We start from the raw sequence: 14,222 nt of genomic DNA, 5'->3' as shown, positions 1-14,222 counted from the left end.
GGCGATGTGCGTGATGCGCGACAGGGGCGATGCAGTGGCGATGGGGGCGGTAGGGCGGTAGGGCGGTAGGGGCGATGGAGGCGGTGTAACGGTGTCACAGCGGGCGAGGGCTGCTCGGATCGGCATCGCAAGGGGCCGCCTGTAACGGTGTCACAGGCAGCCCCGGTGCAGCCCCCGCCTGGCGGGACGGCGCCCCTTGCTCCTTCACTCCTTTATTCCTTGGGAGGTCGGGGAGGTCGGGGAGGTCGGGGAGGTCGGGGAGGTCGGGGAGGTCGGGGAGGTCGGGGAGGGTCGGGGCGGGTCGGATCAGCCGTGGATGCGGTCCTGCTGGTCGGCGACGACGGTGCCGTCGGGGCGGCGGACCGGGCCGAGGGTGCCGTCGGTGTTGGTGTAGCCCTTGGTGGCGCAGGGGTAGGCGCCGGACTTGCGGGGCAGCGGGTCGATGAACATCGGGTTGACCACCCAGCGGCCGTCGGTGTTGTCGTAGCCGCGGCACATCAGCTCGGCCTTGTTGCGGTTGATGGCCAGGTGGGCGCCGGTGGCGTCGTTGACGAAGGTGACGTCGGTGTTGGCGTCGCCGCCGCCCAGGGCGATGCGGTGCGCGGGGTCCTGCTTCCGCCATGCCTCGGCGCCCTTGATCCCGTAGATCTCCTGGTTGATCCAGCAGCGCTTGCCGTCGACGTACGGGATGACCGCGCCGGGGCCGTCCTTGACGTCGCCGCAGCCGGCGATGGTGGTGGTGAGACGGCCGTCGCGGACGCGGTTCCGTATGCCGATGGTGTGCCGGGCGTCCACCCCGACGCCGCCGGACCACGCCTCGGCGACCGTCTCCGACGACGCGGAGACGATGTAGACGTCGAAGCCGGCCGCCTTGAGCGTGCGGATCAGGTCCTTCTGCTGGTCGTAGTAGCGGATGTAGCCGGCCAGCTTGTGGGTGCCCACGGTCTGCACGGTGCCGATCGGCGCGGCGAGGTTCTCGGCGCGGGCCCGCTTGGCGTAGGCGGTGAGGGTGGCGGGCTTCAGGCCGGCGAACAGCTGGGGGACCCAGGCGTATTCGGGGACCGTGTGGCGGTGGTTCCACTCGCCGGCGAAGGCCGGGGCGCCGCTCATGGTCTTCGCCTCGCCGCGGATCTCCATGATCTCGTCGGCGCAGGCGGTGCGGGTGGAGGTGGGCAGCGGGCGGCCGGGGGTGCCGGTGCCGCAGGCCCGGGTCAGCGCCCGGTCGGCGGCGGCGGTGAGCCAGGGGCTGGTGTCCCGCCAGCTCTTGGGCCGGGGCACCTTGTCGTGCCGGACCATCCAGGCCAGGGTGGCGTCGGAGATGTCGTTCTTGACGACGGTGTTGTCCCAGTCGAAGGCGGCGACCGGGCGGGGCCCGTCGTGGTGTCCGGAACAGGTGCCGCGCTCGTCGATCATCTTCTGGAGTTTGGCGCGGTTGTCGCCGTACCAGGGGAGGTCCTTGGAGAGCTGCGGGCAGTGAGCGCGGGCCGGGGCCTTGGCGGGGGTGGCGGCGGTGGCCGGCACGGTGGCCGTAACGGCGGCGAGCGCGGCGGTGCCGGCCAGGCCCAGGGCGAGCAGCCGTCGGGTGAGTGCGGTCATGTGTCCTCCGTGGTCAAGGGGGGAAGCACGCCGGGACCGGCACGCGGAGGCGCCGGTCCCGATGTTGATCATGGAGACTACAGGGCGGCTACAGGGGGGTGACGTACGCGCCCGCGATGCCTCCGTCGACGAGGAATTCGGCGGCGTTGACGAACGAGGAGTCGTCGCTGGCGAGGAAGGCGACCGCGGACGCGATCTCCTCGGGCTCGGCGAACCGGCCGACCGGGACGTGCACCAGGCGGCGCGCGGCGCGCTCGGGGTCCTTGGCGAACAGCTCCTTGAGCAACGGGGTGTTGACCGGCCCCGGGCAGAGCGCGTTGACGCGGATGCCCTCGCGGGCGAACTGCACGCCCAGTTCGCGGGACATGGCCAGCACGCCGCCCTTGGAGGCGGTGTAACTGATCTGCGAGGTGGCGGCGCCCATCACGGCCACGAAGGACGCGGTGTTGATGATGGAGCCGCCGCGCCCGGTCTGCTCGAACTGGCGCTGCATGTAGGGCAGGGCGTGCTTGCAGCAGAGGTAGACGGAGGTGAGGTTGACCTCCTGGACGCGCTTCCAGGCGTCGAGTCCGGTGGTGAGGATCGAGTCGTCGTCGGGCGGCGAGATCCCGGCGTTGTTGAAGGTGATGTCCACCGAGCCGTAGGTGTCGAAGGCGGTCTTGTAGAGCGCCTCGACCTGTTCCGCGTCGGTGACGTCGACCTGGACGAAGGTGCCGCCGACCTCTTCGGCGGCGGCCTTGCCGGCCGTCTCGTCGATATCGGCGCAGACGACGTTGGCGCCTTCGGAGGCCAGTCGGCGGGCGGTGGCCAGGCCGATGCCGCTGCCGGCTCCGGTGATCACGGCGGTGCGGCCGACGAGGCGGCGGCACACGGCGGTCTGGTCGGTCACTTGCTCTCCTCGTGGGTGATGGCGGTGCTGATTTGCGGTGCCGGTCACGAGCCGGCCGGCTCGGTGGCGATGAAGACGTTCTTGGTCTCGGTGAAGGCGGCCAGCGCATCCGGGCCGAGCTCGCGGCCGAGTCCGGACTGCTTGAATCCGCCGAACGGGGTCCAGTAGCGCACGCTGCTGTGGGAGTTGACGGAGAGGTTGCCGGCCGCGACGGCGCGCGAGACGCGCAGTGCCCGGCCGACGTCGCGGGTCCACAGCGAACCGGAGAGGCCGTAGTCGGTGGCGTTGGCGAGCCGGATCGCGTCGGCCTCGTCGTCGAAGGGGAGGACGACGGCGACCGGGCCGAAGATCTCCTCGACGGCGGTGCGGTCCTCGGGGCGGCCTTCCAGGACGGTGGCCGGGTACCAGAAGCCCTTGCCGGCCGGGGCCTCGCCGCGGATGGCGGCCGGTGCGTCCTCGGGGACGTAGGAGCGGACCCGGTCGCGCTGGGCGGCGGAGATCAGCGGGCCCATCTGGGTGGCCGGATCGGCGGGGTCGCCGACCGTGAACGCCTTGACGGCGGGCTCCAGCAGTTCGAGGAAGCGGTCGTAGACGCTGCGCTGGACCAGGATGCGGCTGCGGGCGCAGCAGTCCTGGCCGGTGTTGTCGAGGAAGGAGCCGGGGGTGGCGGCCGCGGCGGCCTCGACGTCGGCGTCGGCGAAGACGATGTTGGGGCTCTTGCCGCCGAGTTCGAGGGTGAGCCGTTTGGTCTGCGCGGCGCACTGGGCGGCGATCCGGCGGCCGGTGGCGGTGGAGCCGGTGAAGACGACCTTGGCGACGCCGGGGTGGTCGACCAGCGCGCTGCCGGTGACCGGTCCCTCGCCGGGCAGGACCTGGAAGAGGCCCTCGGGGAGCCCGGCCTCCAGGGCGAGTTCGGCGAGCCGGAGCGCGGTGAGCGGGGTGGTCTCGGCGGGCTTGAGGAGGACGGCGTTGCCGGCCGCGAGGGCGGGGGCGGTGCCCCAGGCGGCGATCGGCATCGGGAAGTTCCAGGGGGCGATGACGGCGACCACGCCGAGCGGTTCCTGGAGGGTGATGTTCAGGCCGCCGGCCACCGGGATCTGGGTGCCGGTCAGGCGCTCCACTCCCCCGGCGGCGTAGTGCAGCAGGTCGCGGACGTTGCCGGCCTCCCAGCGGGCGTTGCCCAGGGGGTGGCCGGCCTCGCGCAGCTCCAGTTGGGCCAGCGGCTCGATCTGGGCGTCGACGACGTCGGCGAACCGGCGCAGCAGGCGGGCCCGGTCGCCGGGGGCCACCGCGGCCCAGGCTTCCTGGGCGACGGCGGCCCGGCGGACGGCCGCGTCGACCTCGGCGGGCGAGGTGGTGGGGACGGTGGCCACCACCTCCTCGGTCGCCGGGTTGAGGATGGTCAGCTCTTGCAGCACGGCGTTCCTTACATGCGCTCGAAGGAGCGGAAGCGCTCCCAGTCCGTGACGGCGGCGTCGTAGGCGTCCTGCTCGACGCGGGCCATGTGGCGGTAGTGGTCGACGACCTCGTCGCCGAAGGCCGCGCGGGCGATCGGGCTGTGCTCCCACAGCTCGGCGGCCTCGCGCAGGGTGGTGGGGACGTGCGCGGCGTCGCCGTTGTAGGCGTTGCCGGTGGTGGCGTCGGGGAGTTCGAGCTCGTGCTCGATGCCGTACAGGCCGGCCGCGACCATGCCCGCGACCGCGAGGTAGGGGTTCACATCGCCGCCGGGCAGGCGGTTCTCCAGGCGGTGCGAGCGGCCGTGGCCGACCACCCGCAGGGCGCAGGTGCGGTTGTCCGGGCCCCAGGCGACGGCGGTGGGCGCGAAGGAGCCGGGGCGGAACCGCTTGTAGGAGTTGATGTTGGGGGCGTAGAGGAGCGTGAAGTCGCGCATCGCGGCGAGCTGGCCGGCGAGGAAGTGCCGCATGGTCTGCGACATGCCGTAGGGGCCGCGGTCGTCGGCCAGCACCGGCCGGCCCTGCTCGTCCTGGAGCGAGAGGTGGATGTGGCAGGAGTTGCCCTCGCGCTCGTCGTACTTGGCCATGAAGGTGAGCGCCGTGCCCTCCTGGGCGGCGATCTCCTTCGCGCCGGTCTTGTAGATGCTGTGCTGGTCGCAGGTGGTGAGCGCCTCGTCGTAGACGAACACGATCTCGTGCTGGCCGAGGTTGCACTCGCCCTTGGCGGACTCGACGGTCATCCCGGCCGCGCCCATCTCGTTGCGGATCCGGCGCAGCAGGGGTTCGACGCGGCCGGTGCCCAGGACGGAGTAGTCGGCGTTGTACTGGTTGGCCGGGGTCATCTGGCGGTAGCCGCGTGACCAGGCGTCCTCGTAGGTGTCCTTGAAGACCATGAACTCCAGCTCGGTGCCGGCGTACGCGCGCCAGCCGCGCTCGGCCAGCCGGTCGAGCTGGCGGCGGAGGACCTGCCGGGGGGAGGCGACGACCGGGGAGCCGTCGTGCCAGGAGAGATCGGCGGTGATCAGGGCGGTGCCGGGGTTCCAGGGGGTGCGGCGGAGGGTGGCGGGGTCGCCGTGCATGGCGAAGTCGCCGTAGCCGCGTTCCCACGAGGACATCGCGTAGCCGTCGACGGTGTTCAGGTCGACGTCGACGGCGAGGAGGTAGTTGCAGCCCTCCGTACCGTGTTCGAGGACGGTGTCGAGGAAGTAGCGGGCGGCGAACCGCTTGCCCTGGAGCCTGCCTTGCATATCGGTGAAGGCGAGGACGACAGTGTCGATCTCCCCGTTGTCGACGAGGACGCTGAGCTCCTCTACGGAGAGCGGGGGCCTGCGGTCTGCCACGGTGGTGCCTCCTGTCGGTGCATCCGGAGGTCATAAGGTAGGCACACGAACCATTGATTGGGAAGGGGTTCAGATGGACGATGCGGCCGATCGGCTGGCGCCGGTGCTGCGGCCGGTCCGGGCGGGCAACGGTTTCGAAGAGGCGCTGGAGCAGATACTCCAGATCGTCCGGCTCGGGCTGGTCCCGCAGGGCGAACGACTTCCCGCCGAACGGGAGTTGGCGGAGCGGCTCCAGATCAGCCGGGTCACCCTGCGCGAGGTACTGAAGGTCCTCCAGGACGAGGGTCTGGTGGAGAGTCGGCGCGGCCGGTACGGCGGGACCTTCGTGCGGGCGCGCACCGAGAACCCGGGCGAGGCGGAGCTGCGGCGCCGGATCGACAAGACCGACGTGGAGGACATCCTCCGTTTCCGGGAGGTGCTGGAGGTCGGCGCGGCCGGGCTGTGCGCGGCGCACGGGCTGTCGGAGGCACAGGCGGAGCGGCTGCGCGAGGCGCTGGCCGCGACCCAGGACGCGCCGCTGGCCGACTACCGCCGGCGCGACACGCTGCTCCACCTGACCCTGGCGGAGCTGTCCGGGTCGCCGTCGCTGGCCGCCCAGTACGCCGCGGTCCGGGCCGGCGTCAACGACCTGCTGGACTGCATCCCGCTGCTGGTGCGGAATCTGGAGCACTCGCAGACGCAGCACGCCGCGCTGGTGGAGGCGGTGTTGGAGGGCGACGCGGACGGCGCCCGCGAGGTGATGCGGGAGCACTGCTGCGGCACCGCGGCGCTGCTGCGCGGCTTCCTGGCCGGGCCGGTCCGCTAGGGCGCTGCTGGTCGATCACGGCCAGACAGGCCCGGTCCCGCCTACCACCCGCGCTCCGTCGCCTCGTAACCAGTCTTTTACGCACGGGTCTTGCGCTGAGCCCCCCGGACGACAAAGGTATGCGGCTAAACCTTTACTCCGGTTGTCCCCGCAAGGCAGGAGCGGCTCATGGCCGACAGCACCCGTGCGCAGACCGCAGCGACCGCCGCCTCCCCGGGCGGCGGACCCCCGGGCGGCGACGGCGACGCCTACCTGGAGCGGCGGACCCTGCGCCGCGGCAGCGCCGGCCCGCTGCTGCTGACCGGCCTGGGGGTGGCCTACGTCGTCTCCGGCGACTTCTCCGGCTGGAACAACGGGTTGGCACAGGGCGGCTTCGGCGGTCTGGCGATCGCCGCGGTCCTGATGGGCCTGATGTACACCTGCCTGGTCTTCGCGCTGGCCGAGCTGGCCTCGATCCTGCCCACCGCGGGCGGCGGCTACGGCTTCGCCCGCCGTGCGCTGGGCACCTGGGGCGGCTTCCTGACCGGCACCGCGATCCTGATCGAGTACGTCCTGGCGCCCGCCGCGATCTCCATCTTCATCGGTGACTACGTCGAATCGCTGGGCCTGTTCGGACTGCACTCCAGCTGGCCCGTCTACCTCGCCTGTTTCGTCATTTTCATCGGGATCCACCTGTGGGGCGTGGGCGAGGCGCTGCGGTTCAGCCTGATCGTCACCGCGATCGCGGTCGCCGCACTGCTGGTCTTCGCGGTCGCCGCGCTCAGCAACTTCCACGTGGACACGCTCAACGACATCCCGGTGAAGTCCGGTGCCTTCGGGGCGAGTTCCTGGCTGCCGTTCGGCGTGCTGGGCATCTGGGCGGCGTTCCCGTTCGGGATGTGGTTCTTCCTGGGCGTGGAGGGCGTTCCGCTGGCGGCCGAGGAGACCAAGGACCCGGTCCGCTCGCTGCCCCGGGCGATGGCGGCCGCGATGGGCGTGCTGCTGCTCCTCGCGGTGGTCACCTTCACCGCGGCGACCGGGGCGCGCGGCTCGGCCGCGATCCAGTCCGTCGGCGACCCGCTGGTCCAGGCGCTCCAGCCGCACGGCACCCCGACCACGGTCAGCCGGATCGTCAACTACGCCGGTCTGGCCGGGCTGGTGGCGTCCTTCTTCTCCCTGATCTTCGCCGGGTCCCGGCAGCTCTTCGCCCTCTCCCGGGCCGGCTACCTGCCCCGCTTCCTCTCCCTGACCAGCCGCCGCAAGGCGCCCTACCTGGGGCTACTGGTCCCCGGCGCACTGGGTTTCGCGCTCGCCGCGGCCACCGGCGACGGTGCCCGGATGCTCAACGTCGCGGTCTTCGGCGCCACCATCTCCTATGCGCTGATGGCCCTTTCGCACCTCGTGCTGCGCCGCCGCGAGCCCGGTCTGCACCGCCCGTACCGCACCCCGGGCGGCATGCTGACCTCCGCCGTCGCCTTCGTCCTGGCATGCTCGGCGCTGGTGGCGACGTTCCTGGTCGACAAGGAGGCCGCGTTCATCGCGCTCGGCGTCTACGGGGTCGCCCTGGCCTACTTCGCCTTCTACTCCCGCCACCGACTGGTGGCCGCCGCGCCCGAAGAGGAGTTCGCGGCGCTGGCCGCAGCCGAGGCCGAACTCGAACGCGACTGACCCACGGCTCTGCACCGCGCCGCACCGCACCGCCCGAGCGCAGCACCGCACAAGCACCGCACAACACCGCACAGCACAGCACAGCACCGTACGGAGGATCCGCCCGATGTCCCAGCCGCAGCCGCCCCTCATCGGCATCAGCACCTATCAGGAAGAGGCCCGGTGGGGGGTGTGGACGCTGCCGGCCGCGCTGGTGCCCGCCGGGTACCCCCGCTTGGTGCGGCGCGCCGGCGGGCTGGCGGCGCTGCTGCCGCCCGGCGACCCGGAGACCGCCGCAGCGACCGTCGCCCGGTTGGACGGGCTGGTGATCGCCGGCGGCGCGGACATCGCCCCGGCCCGCTACGGTGCGGAGCCGCACCCCCGCACCGGCCCGCCCGCGCTGGACCGGGACGCCTGGGAACTGGCCCTGATCGAGGCGGCGTTGGACGCCCGGGTGCCACTGCTGGGCATCTGCCGCGGGCTCCAGCTGCTGAACGTGGCGCTCGGCGGCACCCTCGTCCAGCACCTGGACGGCCACTCCGGCCCGCCCGGGGCCTTCGGCCGGCACGAGGTCACTCCGGTGCCCGGCACGCTACTGGGCGCTGCGCTGCCCCAGCCGGTGGCCGTACCGACCTACCACCACCAGGCCGTGGACCGGCTCGGCCGCGGGCTGACGGTCTCGGCCTACGCGGAGGACGGCACCATCGAGGCGGTGGAGCTGCCGGACGCGCCGGCCTTCACGCTGGCGGTGCAGTGGCATCCGGAGGCCGGCGAGGACACCCGGGTGATGGACGCGCTGGTCGCAGCGGCCCGCGGGACGGCCCCGGCCGGGGTGTGACCGCCTGGCGGCACGCCCCCTTGACCGGCACGCCCCCTGACCGCGTGGGCGGCCGGCCGCGTGGACGGCCGGCCCCAGCGGGCCCCCAGGGCCCGTCCGACCCTGACCCACCGGACAGGCCCGGCCATGACGGTGCGTCAGCCATCATCGCGACCGTCGCAACGGCCACGATCAACGTTTCGCAACCGTAGCGCGCGGGTCTGACAACGCCCGCCACCAGCGACGATCACCCCCGGCCGACCGGCCCACCGACCGGCACCTCAGCCCCGGAAGTCGTCCGACACCCCCACCAACAGCACCCGGGTCGCCGGGGCCAACGACCGCCAGCGGTGGGTGATCCCGCCGGCGCAGTAGAGGGTGTCGCCGGGCCCGAGTTCGTAGCGCCGGCCGTCCGCCTCGGCCTCCACCGCGCCCTCGACGACGTACATCACCTCGTCGTGCGGGTGCCGGAACGCGCGCTGCCAGTCGTGCCGGCCGGTGAACTCCAGCGCGTGCAACTGCTGGTGGCCGCGGACCAGCGGGCGCACCCGGCCCGCCTCGTCGCCCTCGGGGACGGCGGCGGAGTCGGCCCGCACCACGTCGACCGTGCGCGGCCCGTCGGCGGCGGCCAACAGCCGGACCGCGGTGGTCTCCAGGGCGTCGGCGATCAGCTGGAGCGAGCGCATGCTGGGCCGGGCCCGGTCGTTCTCGACCTGGCTGAGGAAGGGCGCGGAGAGCCCGGTGGCGCGGGCGAGGTCGGCCAGCGTCAACTCCCGTGCGCGGCGCCGCCGGCGGACCGCCGCCCCCACCCGCGGGACCTCTCCCGCGGTCTCGGTCCCGCTCATCGCTCACTCCTCACCGGCACCATCGCGCACTCCTCGTCGAGCCCCCGTCGAGCCCCTCATCGCGCTCCTTATTGAGCTCCTTATTGAGCCGTTCACAGACCTGCAACACACCGGTCCTAGCGTCTACGCTGTTTGATCCCATCAAACAAAGTTTGACAAGGCGTAGTTTGACGAGGGGAATTCGGCATGACACCCGGCCTGACCACTGTCGATCAAAACACACGCCGTCGCCGCGGCACCGGCCTGATCGCGCTCGACGCCACCGCCGCCCACGACGGCTACACGCTCTACGCCCCGCTCACCGGCGGCGGCCAAGTCCTGCTGATCGACCTGCACGGCACCGTCGTCCACCGCTGGCACCTGCCGCACCGCCCCGGCCGCCACGCCCGCATCCTCCCCAACGGCAACCTCGCCTACAACGCCACCCTCCCCGACCAGGACGCGCTCTTCCCGATGTGGCACAAGTACCGCGGCGGGCTGATGCAGGAGATCGCCCCCGACGGCACGGTGCTGCGGTCCTTCACCGATCCGCTCCAGCACCACGACGCCCACCACCACGGCGACGGGCGGATCCTGTACTGCGCACTGGAGCCGCTGACCGGCGACCGGGCCGCGGCGATCCGCGGCGGCGTCCCCGGCTCCGAGCCGAACGGCACGGTCCACGCCGACACCCTCCGCGAGGTCGACGCGGACGGGCGACTGCGGTGGTCCTGGAACGCCGCCGACCACCTCGACCCGGACGCCTACGCCCTGCACCCCGCCTACTCCCGCGAGCACTGGCCGCTGATCAACTCCGTGCTGCCGCTGGCCGACGGTGACATCCTGGCCAGCCTGCGCAGCTCCTCGGCGGTGATCGTCATCAGCCGGGCGACCGGCGAGGTCCGCTGGCGGACCGAGCCGGGGCTGGTCTCCCAGCAGCACCACCCCACCGAACTGCCGAACGGCAACTTCCTCATCTTCGACAACGGCGTCTTCCGGCCCGGTTGCGACGTCCCCTACTCCCGCGTCATCGAGGTGGATCGGGCGACCGGCACGGTCGTCTGGGAGTACCACGACCCCGCCCGGGAGGCGTTCTTCGCGCCCTTCATGGGCAGCGCCCAGCGGCTGCCCAACGGCAACACGCTGGTCACCGACTCCCCCGCCGGCCGGCTCTTCGAGGTCACCGCCGAGGGCAAGCTGTGCTGGGAGTACGTCGTCCCGGAGTTCGGCGGCTACCGCGAACCGGAGGTCGGCGAGCTGTTCCCCACCCAGAACAACGCGGTCTTCCGCGCCTACCGCTACGCCGCCGGGGAACTCCCTTGGCTGAAGCGGCAGGTGTGAGCGATGGCCGCCCCCGGGCCCGCCGTGGCGCCGGTGGACGAGCGGGTGCCGCTGCCCCGGCTGGTCCCGCTCGCCGCCCAGCACGTCCTGGCGATGATCGCCGCCCCGGTCTCCACCGTCTTCCTGCTGGCCGGCGGGTTGCACCTGCCGGCCGACCGCACCGCCGCCCTGTTCAGCGCCACCCTCGTACTGTGCGGTGCCGGGGCCCTGCTGCAGTCCTTCGGGGTGCTGCGGATCGGCGCCCGGCTGCCGTTCATGATGCTGCCCGGGGGCGCGGCGGCCGCCCTCTTCCTCCAGATCGCCCGGGAGCACGGCGCGGCCACCGCCTCCGGTGCGGTGCTGCTCGCGGCCGCGCTGCTGCTGGCCGTACTGCCGCTGTACGGGCGGATCGTGCGGTTCTTCCCGCCGCTGGTGATGGGCACGACGGTGCTGGTCATCGGCGTCAACATGGTGGCCGTGGCGGCCCCAATGGCGGCCGCCGGCAGCGGGCCGGCGCTGGTCACCGTCGCCGCCACCGCACTGGGCTTCCTGCTGCTGCGCGGCGTCTGGCGGCAGTTGTCGGTGCTGCTCGGCATGGCGGTGGGCACCGTCACGGCGGCGCTGGCCGGCGCCCCGTTCCGCACCGTACCGGGGGACGCGGTGCTGGCCCTCCCCCGTCTCCTCCCCTACGGCGTCCCGCACTTCGACCTGCTCGCCGCGCTGCCGCTGCTGGTCTTCGCGCTCGCCTCACTCGCCGAGGCGACCGGTCAGACGGTGCTCAACAGCGAGGCGGTGGGCCGGATCCCGGAACCGTCCCGCGATGTGCCGCGCACCGCCCGCGCGGACGCGGTGACCTCGCTCGCCGCCGGGCTGTTCGGCGGCGCGACGATGGTGACCAGCGCGGAGAACATCGGCATCGTCCGACTCACCGGCGTCCGCAGCCGGTTCGTGACCGCGGCGGCCGGGGCGCTGCTGGTGCTCGGCGGTCTACTGGCCCCAGTCACCCGGCTGCTGGCCGCGCTGCCGGTGCCGGTCGTCGGCGGCGCCGCCCTGGTGATCTACGCGGTGGTCGCCGCCATGGGCATCGACATGCTGCGCCGCACCGACCTCGCCGACCGCGCCGCCTCCACCGTCGTCGCCCTCACCCTCCTCGCCGGTCTGCTCCCCGTGCTGGCCCCGCGGCTGTACGCGCCGCTGCCCGGTTGGGCGCACACCCTCTTCGGCAGCGGTGTGCCGGCCGCCGCACTCACCGCCGCGGTGCTGTCGGCGCTCTTCCGCCGGCTGGACACGGGCACCCGTACGGCACCGGCCGGGGCGGGCTGAGAGCGGCGGGCCGGAACCCCGGCCGGGTCAGGGCGCCCCTCGGGTCAGCCCCAGCAGGTCGCGGGCCGGGCCCACCGGACGCTGGCCGGCCCGCCACACCGCGCGCAGCTCGCGGCCCAGCCGCAGCCCACACACCGGGACCTCCACCAGCCGGCGCGCGGTCAGTTCCTCACGGACCGCCAGCTCGCTCAGCACGGACGGGGCCGCTTCGCTGACCACCGCGGACTTCACCGCGGTGGTCGAGGCGAGTTCGAGCAGCGGCTCGGCCAGCCCGCCTACCCCGGCCAGCCCCGCGTCCAGCACCTGACGGGTGCCCGAGCCACGTTCCCGCAGGATCAGTGGGGTCGCGGCGAGTTCAGCGGGGGCCAGTTCGGTGCGCCGCCGGGTCCAGGGGTGGGACGGGGCGGCCACCACGACCAGCCGGTCGTGACCGATCACCGTGCCGTCCAGGCCCGCCGGCACGTCCAGCCCCTCCACGAAGCCCAGGTCCGCCTCGCCGGCCAACAGCCGCTCGGCGACCACGCGGGTGTTCCCGGCCAGCAGCGACACCGCCGTCCCCGGGCGCTGGGCGCGCAGCGCGATCAACCAACCCGGCAGCAGGTACTCGGCGATGGTCATGCTGGCCGCGACCCGCAGCCGGGAGTCACGCTGCCCGCGCAGCGCCTGGGCGCCCGCGTCGAACGCCTCGGCGGCCTCCACCACCCGGCGCGCCCAGTCGGTGACCAGCGCCCCGGCGTCGGTCAGCCGGGAACCGCGCGGCGACCGCTCGACCAGCGCCACCCCCAACTGCCGCTCCATGGACCGGATCCGACTGCTGGCGGCGGGCTGGGTGATGCCCTGCGCCCGGGCGGCCCGCCCCAGGCTGCCGAGCCGGGCGACGGCCAGCAGCAGTTCCAGCGCCCCGAGGTCCGGCACCCGGTGGTGCAACGGCACACCGACCTCGTCGCCCGCGTCCGGCGGCCCGGACCACCCATCGTTCTCGCCGCTCATAACCCCAGCTTATGCCCTCATAGAGACAAGGTCCCTGGTGGGCCCCGCCCGCGGCGGCGACGCTGGTGACATGCCAACGCTCGCCCCCGCACCGTCCAAGAATCCCGCCGCCACCAGCGGCAACGCCCCCGCCACCGGCCCCTCGGTCCGTTACCTCGGCCCCAACTGGTACGCCGCCGTCATGGGCACCGCGATCGTCGCCAACGCCGGGGCGACGCTGCCGCTCACCGCGCCCGGCCTCCGCGTGGCGTACCGGGTGGTCTGGGCGCTGTCGGCACTGATGCTGCTCGCGCTGCTGGCCGCGCGCACCGTCCACTGGGTCCGGCACCGCGACCAGGCCCGCCGCCACCTGCTCGAACCCACCGTCGCCCCGTTCTACGGATGCCTGGCCATGGCGCTGCTGGCGGTCGGCGGCGGCACCCTCGCGGTCGGCAAGGACGTGCTCGGCGAGCCCGCCGCGGTGGCCGCCGACGCCGTGCTGTGGACCGTCGGGACCCTGGTCGGCCTGGCCGCCGCCGCAGGCATCCCATACCTGATGGTGGTCCGGCACCGGATCACCGAGGGCAGCGCCTCGCCGGTGTGGCTGCTGCCGCTGGTCGCCCCGATGGTCTCGGCGGCGCTGGGCCCCGCGCTGGTGCCGCACCTGCCGCCCGGGCAGGCACAGGAGGCGCTGCTGCTGTCCTGCTACGCACTGTTCGGGATGTCGCTGCTGATGACCGTGATCGTGCTACCGCTGCTGGTCAGCCGACTGTTCCACCACGGCCCGCTACCGCTCGCCCTCACCCCCACCCTCTTCCTCGTCCTCGGTCCGCTGGGCCAGTCCACCACTGCCGTGAACAACCTCGCCGACGCCGCCCCCGGCGTCGTCACCCCGTCGTACGCACACGCCATGGGCGCCTTCGCGGTGCTCTACGGGGTGCCGGTGCTGGGTTTCGCACTGTTGTGGCTGGTGCTGGCGGCGGCGCTGGTGCTGCGCGCCGCCCGCCGCGGGATGGGCTTCGCGATGACCTGGTGGGGCTTCACCTTCCCGGTCGGGACCTGCGGCACCGGCGCCGCGGGCCTGACCCGGCACACCGGACTGGCGGCCTACGGCTGGCTCGCGGTGGCGCTGTACGCGTTCCTCGTGGCCGCGGTCGCGGTGGCCGGGACGCGCACCGCGCAGGGGCTGCTGCGCGGCACCCTGCTGGCCCCGCCGCCGCAGCCCGGCGAGCCGCTCCGGCAACCGGTCGCGGCGTAAC

Annotated in this window: 12 protein-coding genes; 6 read left to right on the top strand and 6 right to left on the bottom strand. The window is 73.2% G+C overall.

Annotated features, from left to right (window positions below; genetic code table 11):
* Positions 1–306 precede the first annotated feature (306 nt).
* The 4 genes from ACO0M4_RS27000 to ACO0M4_RS26985 all read right to left on the bottom strand — a co-directional run bounded on the left by ACO0M4_RS27000 (position 307) and on the right by ACO0M4_RS26985 (position 5,279).
* Positions 307–1,596 carry a haloacid dehalogenase-like hydrolase gene (locus ACO0M4_RS27000; RefSeq protein WP_430373496.1) on the bottom strand — a complete coding sequence of 430 codons (1,290 nt, stop codon included), beginning with the start codon at positions 1,594–1,596 and terminating at the stop codon, positions 307–309.
* 88 nt (positions 1,597–1,684) lie between these two features.
* The gene (locus ACO0M4_RS26995) at positions 1,685–2,485 is read right to left on the bottom strand and encodes a 3-oxoacyl-ACP reductase (RefSeq protein WP_430373495.1); all 801 of its coding nucleotides are present in this window, start codon (positions 2,483–2,485) and stop codon (positions 1,685–1,687) included.
* A 44-nt stretch (positions 2,486–2,529) separates the two neighbouring features.
* Positions 2,530–3,903 carry an aldehyde dehydrogenase family protein gene (locus ACO0M4_RS26990; protein WP_430373494.1) on the bottom strand — a complete coding sequence of 458 codons (1,374 nt, stop codon included), beginning with the start codon at positions 3,901–3,903 and terminating at the stop codon, positions 2,530–2,532.
* Between the two features lie 8 nt (positions 3,904–3,911).
* Entirely contained in the window at positions 3,912–5,279 is a 1,368-nt protein-coding gene (locus ACO0M4_RS26985; protein WP_430373493.1) for a glutamine synthetase family protein, read from the bottom strand.
* 73 nt (positions 5,280–5,352) lie between these two features.
* Here ACO0M4_RS26985 and ACO0M4_RS26980 point away from each other — a divergent pair, with 73 nt between their 5' ends.
* The 3 genes from ACO0M4_RS26980 to ACO0M4_RS26970 all read left to right on the top strand — a co-directional run bounded on the left by ACO0M4_RS26980 (position 5,353) and on the right by ACO0M4_RS26970 (position 8,548).
* Positions 5,353–6,084 (top strand): FadR/GntR family transcriptional regulator, encoded by a 732-nt coding sequence (locus ACO0M4_RS26980; protein ID WP_430373492.1) that lies wholly within the window; start codon positions 5,353–5,355, stop codon positions 6,082–6,084.
* A gap of 168 nt (positions 6,085–6,252) precedes the next feature.
* Positions 6,253–7,731 (top strand): ethanolamine permease, encoded by a 1,479-nt coding sequence (gene eat, locus ACO0M4_RS26975; protein ID WP_430373491.1) that lies wholly within the window; start codon positions 6,253–6,255, stop codon positions 7,729–7,731.
* Between the two features lie 106 nt (positions 7,732–7,837).
* Complete coding sequence (locus tag ACO0M4_RS26970) at positions 7,838–8,548, top strand: gamma-glutamyl-gamma-aminobutyrate hydrolase family protein (protein ID WP_430373490.1); 711 nt, start codon at positions 7,838–7,840, stop codon at positions 8,546–8,548.
* Between the two features lie 260 nt (positions 8,549–8,808).
* Here the strand turns inward: ACO0M4_RS26970 and ACO0M4_RS26965 are convergent, their stop codons facing one another.
* Positions 8,809–9,372, bottom strand: a complete 564-nt coding sequence (locus ACO0M4_RS26965) for a helix-turn-helix domain-containing protein (RefSeq protein WP_430373489.1) — start codon at positions 9,370–9,372, stop codon at positions 8,809–8,811.
* 186 nt (positions 9,373–9,558) lie between these two features.
* Between ACO0M4_RS26965 and ACO0M4_RS26960 the strand changes: the two genes are divergently transcribed.
* The gene (locus tag ACO0M4_RS26960) at positions 9,559–10,692 is read left to right on the top strand and encodes an aryl-sulfate sulfotransferase (protein WP_430373488.1); all 1,134 of its coding nucleotides are present in this window, start codon (positions 9,559–9,561) and stop codon (positions 10,690–10,692) included.
* A 3-nt stretch (positions 10,693–10,695) separates the two neighbouring features.
* Positions 10,696–11,994, top strand: coding sequence for a uracil-xanthine permease family protein (locus ACO0M4_RS26955; protein WP_430373487.1), 1,299 nt, complete (start codon positions 10,696–10,698; stop codon positions 11,992–11,994).
* 27 nt (positions 11,995–12,021) lie between these two features.
* On the opposite strand, the gene ACO0M4_RS26950 is transcribed toward ACO0M4_RS26955, so the two are convergent.
* Complete coding sequence (locus ACO0M4_RS26950) at positions 12,022–12,984, bottom strand: LysR family transcriptional regulator (RefSeq protein WP_430373486.1); 963 nt, start codon at positions 12,982–12,984, stop codon at positions 12,022–12,024.
* 70 nt (positions 12,985–13,054) lie between these two features.
* On the opposite strand from ACO0M4_RS26950, the gene ACO0M4_RS26945 reads away from it, so the two are divergent.
* Positions 13,055–14,221, top strand: coding sequence for a TDT family transporter (locus ACO0M4_RS26945; protein ID WP_430373485.1), 1,167 nt, complete (start codon positions 13,055–13,057; stop codon positions 14,219–14,221).
* Position 14,222 lies beyond the last annotated feature (1 nt).

It is taken from the genome of Streptomyces sp. RGM 3693, assembly GCF_050471125.1.
GTDB lineage: Bacteria > Actinomycetota > Actinomycetes > Streptomycetales > Streptomycetaceae > Streptomyces.
Note: the sequence above shows the minus strand (reverse complement) of the source record. Positions and strands in the feature narration are given on the sequence as shown.

What these genes read in the sequence shown, in the direction of transcription:
- ACO0M4_RS27000 (WP_430373496.1), bottom strand. Translation starts at nt 1,596, where the DNA reads ATGACCGCACTCACCCGACGGCTGCTCGCCCTGGGCCTGGCCGGCACC.
- ACO0M4_RS26980 (WP_430373492.1), top strand. Translation starts at nt 5,353, where the DNA reads ATGGACGATGCGGCCGATCGGCTGGCGCCGGTGCTGCGGCCGGTCCGG.
- eat (WP_430373491.1), top strand. Translation starts at nt 6,253, where the DNA reads ATGGCCGACAGCACCCGTGCGCAGACCGCAGCGACCGCCGCCTCCCCG.
- ACO0M4_RS26970 (WP_430373490.1), top strand. Translation starts at nt 7,838, where the DNA reads ATGTCCCAGCCGCAGCCGCCCCTCATCGGCATCAGCACCTATCAGGAA.
- ACO0M4_RS26965 (WP_430373489.1), bottom strand. Translation starts at nt 9,372, where the DNA reads ATGAGCGGGACCGAGACCGCGGGAGAGGTCCCGCGGGTGGGGGCGGCG.
- ACO0M4_RS26960 (WP_430373488.1), top strand. Translation starts at nt 9,559, where the DNA reads ATGACACCCGGCCTGACCACTGTCGATCAAAACACACGCCGTCGCCGC.
- ACO0M4_RS26955 (WP_430373487.1), top strand. Translation starts at nt 10,696, where the DNA reads ATGGCCGCCCCCGGGCCCGCCGTGGCGCCGGTGGACGAGCGGGTGCCG.
- ACO0M4_RS26950 (WP_430373486.1), bottom strand. Translation starts at nt 12,984, where the DNA reads ATGAGCGGCGAGAACGATGGGTGGTCCGGGCCGCCGGACGCGGGCGAC.
- ACO0M4_RS26945 (WP_430373485.1), top strand. Translation starts at nt 13,055, where the DNA reads ATGCCAACGCTCGCCCCCGCACCGTCCAAGAATCCCGCCGCCACCAGC.